This is a genomic window from Pseudomonas sp. MD195_PC81_125 (assembly GCF_014060985.1).
GTDB lineage: Bacteria > Pseudomonadota > Gammaproteobacteria > Pseudomonadales > Pseudomonadaceae > Aquipseudomonas > Aquipseudomonas parakoreensis.
In genome coordinates, this window is the sequence record NZ_JABULD010000170.1 from 1 (window position 1) to 4,207 (window position 4,207).

At 62.7% G+C, this 4,207-nt stretch carries 3 protein-coding genes and 1 pseudogene; 3 read left to right on the top strand and 1 reads right to left on the bottom strand.

What is annotated here, in order from left to right:
* Nucleotides 1-97: 97 nt before the first annotated feature.
* Entirely contained in the window at nt 98-796 is a 699-nt protein-coding gene (gene pyrF, locus HT737_RS07370) for an orotidine-5'-phosphate decarboxylase (RefSeq protein ID WP_182402027.1), read from the bottom strand.
* A gap of 283 nt (nt 797-1,079) precedes the next feature.
* Between pyrF and HT737_RS07375 the strand changes: the two genes are divergently transcribed.
* From HT737_RS07375 to xopAW, 3 genes and pseudogenes are all read left to right on the top strand, one after another.
* A complete protein-coding gene (locus HT737_RS07375) occupies nt 1,080-1,841 on the top strand; it encodes a response regulator (RefSeq protein WP_371260451.1) in 762 nt (253 codons plus the stop codon).
* Nucleotides 1,841-2,890: a HAMP domain-containing sensor histidine kinase gene (locus tag HT737_RS07380; protein ID WP_182402029.1), complete on the top strand. Its 1,050-nt coding sequence runs from the start codon at nt 1,841-1,843 to the stop codon at nt 2,888-2,890. Before HT737_RS07375 ends, HT737_RS07380 begins: the two co-directional genes overlap by 1 nt.
* A 145-nt stretch (nt 2,891-3,035) precedes the next feature.
* A pseudogene (xopAW, locus tag HT737_RS07385) lies at nt 3,036-3,882 on the top strand (XopAW family type III secretion system calcium-binding effector).
* Nucleotides 3,883-4,207 lie beyond the last annotated feature (325 nt).

A 4,207-nucleotide genomic window follows, 5' to 3' on the forward strand; every position in this document is an offset into this window, starting at 1 on the left:
CTGCGATCTTTTTGATCTTGCCTTTTAACAAGCAAAAATCAAAAAGATCGCACCTTCGGCAGCTCCTACAGGTAATGCTAATACCTGCGGAAACTGATCAGGCCAGTTCTGCCACGACCGAGGCCAGGGCCTTGGCCGGATCCGCCGCCTGACTGATCGGACGGCCGATCACCAGGTAATCGGAACCGGCATCCAGTGCCTGACGCGGGGTCAGGATACGGCGCTGATCGTCCTGCGCACTGCCCGCCGGGCGAATCCCCGGGGTCACCAGTTGCAGCGAAGGATGCGCCGACTTCAGCGCGGTGGCTTCCAGCGCCGAGCACACCAGTCCATCCATTCCGGCCTTCTCGGCCAGCGCGGCCAGACGCAGCACCTGCTCCTGCGGCTCGATGTCCAGACCGATACCGGCCAGATCCTCGCGCTCCATGCTGGTCAGCACGGTCACGCCGATCAGCAGCGGTTGCTGGCCGCTGCGCTTGGAGAGCTCTTCACGGCAGGCCGCCATCATGCGCAGGCCACCGGAGCAATGCACGTTGACCATCCACACGCCCATCTCGGCAGCGGCTTTCACAGCCATCGCGGTGGTATTGGGAATATCGTGGAATTTCAGGTCGAGGAACACTTCAAAGCCTTTGTCACGCAAGGTGCCGACGATTTCCGCGGCGCAACTGGTGAACAGTTCCTTGCCCACTTTGACCCGGCACAGTTTCGGGTCCAACTGGTCGGCCAGCTTCAGTGCGGCGTCACGGGTGGGGAAATCCAGGGCGACGATGATAGGAGTCTGGCAGGCGGACATGGATGGGCTCTCAGGCAAGTCGAAATCGGCGCGCATTGTAGCGGAAGCGGCGACGGCGCGGCACCCGATGATCGGTAAATCGTCGCCGCAACCGTGATCAGCATAGCGCTCGCTGCTATTGTGTCGAACCCGATACACAACCGACACGCCGCCAACATGCGCCCGCGCTAGCCTCGCCAGCCGCAACACGTCCTTACATCAGCACTTCCCGCCTCACGGCAGGACGCCTATGCTGAAACCACCACCTCGCAGCCCATCTTTGTGGTTGGCGGCCTACTGGCAGATGAACAGCCCCATGCACAACACCCAAACGACCGTGACTGATGAGCAGAAAGACGACAAGCGCTGGAGCATCCGCGCGCTGATCGTCGATGACGATGTGCCGATCCGCGAGCTGATGATCGACTACCTCGCGCGCTTCAACATCCACGCCAGCGGCGTCACCGACGGCGCAGCCATGCGCCAGGCGATGCAGGCCGAACATTTCGACGTGGTGGTGCTCGACCTGATGCTGCCCGGCGAAGACGGCCTGTCGCTGTGCCGCTGGCTGCGTGCCGAATCGGACATCCCGATCCTCATGCTCACCGCCCGCTGCGAACCCACCGATCGCATCATCGGTCTGGAACTGGGCGCCGACGACTACATGGCCAAACCGTTCGAGCCACGGGAACTGGTGGCGCGGATCCAGACCATCCTGCGCCGGGTGCGCGATGACCGCACCGAACAGCGGGCCAACATTCGCTTCGACAACTGGCGCCTGAACAGCGTGCTGCGTCAGCTGATTGCCGACGATGGTCTGGTGGTGCCGCTGTCCAATGCCGAATTCCGCCTGCTTTGGGTGTTCATTGAACGCCCGCGTCGGGTACTCAGCCGTGAACAACTGCTGGACGCCGCCCGGGGCCGTTCGATCGAAGCGTTCGACCGCAGCATCGATTTGCTGGTGTCGCGCCTGCGACAAAAACTCGGCGACGACCCGAAAGCCCCGCAGTTGATCAAAACCGTGCGCGGTGAAGGTTACCTGTTCGACGCGCGGGACATCGGCTGATGCGAGGGCGCTTCGACACGCTGTTCGGCCGCCTGTTTGGCATGCTGTTCGTGGCGATCGTCCTCGCGCATCTGCTGGCTTTTGCCTGGTTCCACCACTACGGCCCGCCCCCACCGCCGCCCCCGCCGGAATTTGCCGAGGGGGTCGACGGCCAACGGCCGCCGCCGGATCCGCGTTTCGCCCATCGCCCGCCACGTCCATGGTTCGGCGGACCGCTGGTGCCGCTGACGTTCCAGTTCATCTCGCTGATGATTGCTGCGTGGTACGGCGCCAAACTGCTCAGCCGACCGATCCAGCGCCTGAGCGACGCCGCCGAACGCCTCAGTGAAAACCTCGACAGCCCACCGCTGGACGAGTCCGGCCCGCGTGAGGCACGGCAAGCGGCGCACACCTTCAACCTGATGCAACAACGCATCCGCGAACAGGTGCAGCAACGGGCACGCATGCTCGGCGCCGTCTCCCACGACCTGCGCACCCCGCTGTCGCGACTGAAACTGCGCCTGGAACAGATCGACGACGAAAAGCTGCAAGGTCAGATGCGCCAGGACCTCAACGACATGATCGGCATGCTCGACGCCACCCTCACCTACCTGCACGAACAACGCACCAGCGAAGCCCTGCAGTTGATGGATGTGCAGGCGCTGGTCGAATCGTTGTGCGAGAACGCTCAGGATCAAGGCGCAGACGTTGAAGTCAGCGGCCATTGCGCGCCGCTGCAGGTGCAACCGATGGCGCTGCGCTCGTGCATCAATAACCTGATGGACAATGCCCTGCGCTACGCCGGGCAGGCGCGCATCGAACTGCAGGATCAACGCGAACAACTGCTGATACGCGTGATCGACCACGGCCCGGGCATAGCCGAAGACCAACGCGAAGCGGTGTTCGAACCGTTCTATCGCCTGGAAGGCTCCCGCAACCGCAACTCCGGCGGCGTCGGCCTGGGCATGACCATTGCCCGTGAAGCGGCGCAGCGTTTGGGTGGGCAGTTGAATCTGCAAGAAACACCCGGCGGCGGCCTGACCGCAATCATCCGCCTGCCGCGCGCCTGAGAAGAACACCTGTCCCACAGGGAATTTCTGGTGTTTCCGCCACTGTGTACCACCCGGTACAAAGCCAAAATACCCAGGACAACTTGCTCCTTGAGTCTGTACAAGCCGGTACACCGACCGGCTTTACAGTCCAAGGAGTGAGCCCATGATCGGTAGCGTCAGCAACTACACGAGCTATACCAGCACCAGCAGCACCCAGAACGCCCGCAGCCAGCAACTGCAAAAGCAACTGTTCGCCAAACTCGACAGCAACGGCGACGGCGCGGTGGACCAGGACGAACTGAAAAGCGCCCTGTCGCAGAAGTCCGACGACGGTTTGCTGGTCAACCTGAGCAAGCAATTTGGCGAGCTGGACAGCGACGCCAGCGGCAGCCTCAGCGCCGAAGAAATGACCGCCATGGCGCCCCCTCCGGCGCCCAACGACCAGGCCCCGAACACCGACCTCGCCGACGCCCTGATCAGCGCCCTCGACACCGATGGCGACGGCGCCATCAGCAGCGACGAACTGAGCAACGGCCTCACCAGCGCCGGCAGCAGCGCCGACAGCAACCAGATCTTCTCCGCGCTGGACAAGAACAAGGACGGCACCGTCAGTCAGGACGAACTCACCGCCAGCCTCACCCCGCCACCACCGCTAACGCAGCAACCTCCCAGTGATGAATTGTTCAGCCAACTGGATGCCGATGGTGACGGGCAGCATCAGCGCCACCGAACTGAGCAGCGCGCTACAGACCCGCGACAACACCTCAACGACCAGCACCGACACCAGCGCCGCACTGCTTAAAGCGCTGGACAGCGACAGCAGCGGCGACGTGAGCAGCGACGAACTGAAAGCGGCGCTACAGGCAGGTCGGGAACACCCGCCTGAAGAAAGGACCGCCAGCACCCAGACCACCAGCGAAGCGCTGAACCGGATAATTGCCAACTTGAGCAAACAGTATTCGCTGGACAATGCTGCGCCGGTGGGCAAGTACCTGAATGTGGCGACTTGAGTTGATGTAGTGATGAGTGATCGTTTCCATGCAGTGGTGTGGGAACGGTCATTTGAGTACAGCGAGAAGAGAGTGGTTGCCTGAGAGAGCCTCATCGCCAGCAGGCTGGCTCCGACCGTGGGGTTGGGTGTATTCAGTGGGAGATTGGTCGGCTGTCAGGCCGCCTTCGCTGGCAAGCCGGCTCCCACAGGTGGATTGGGTGTGTTCAGTTGGAGATTGGTTGGCTGTCAGGCCGCCATCGCTGGCAAGCCAGCTCCCACAGTGGGAATGGGTGCGGTCTGTTGGAGATTGGTCGGCTCGCAGGCCGCCATCGCTGGCAAGCCAG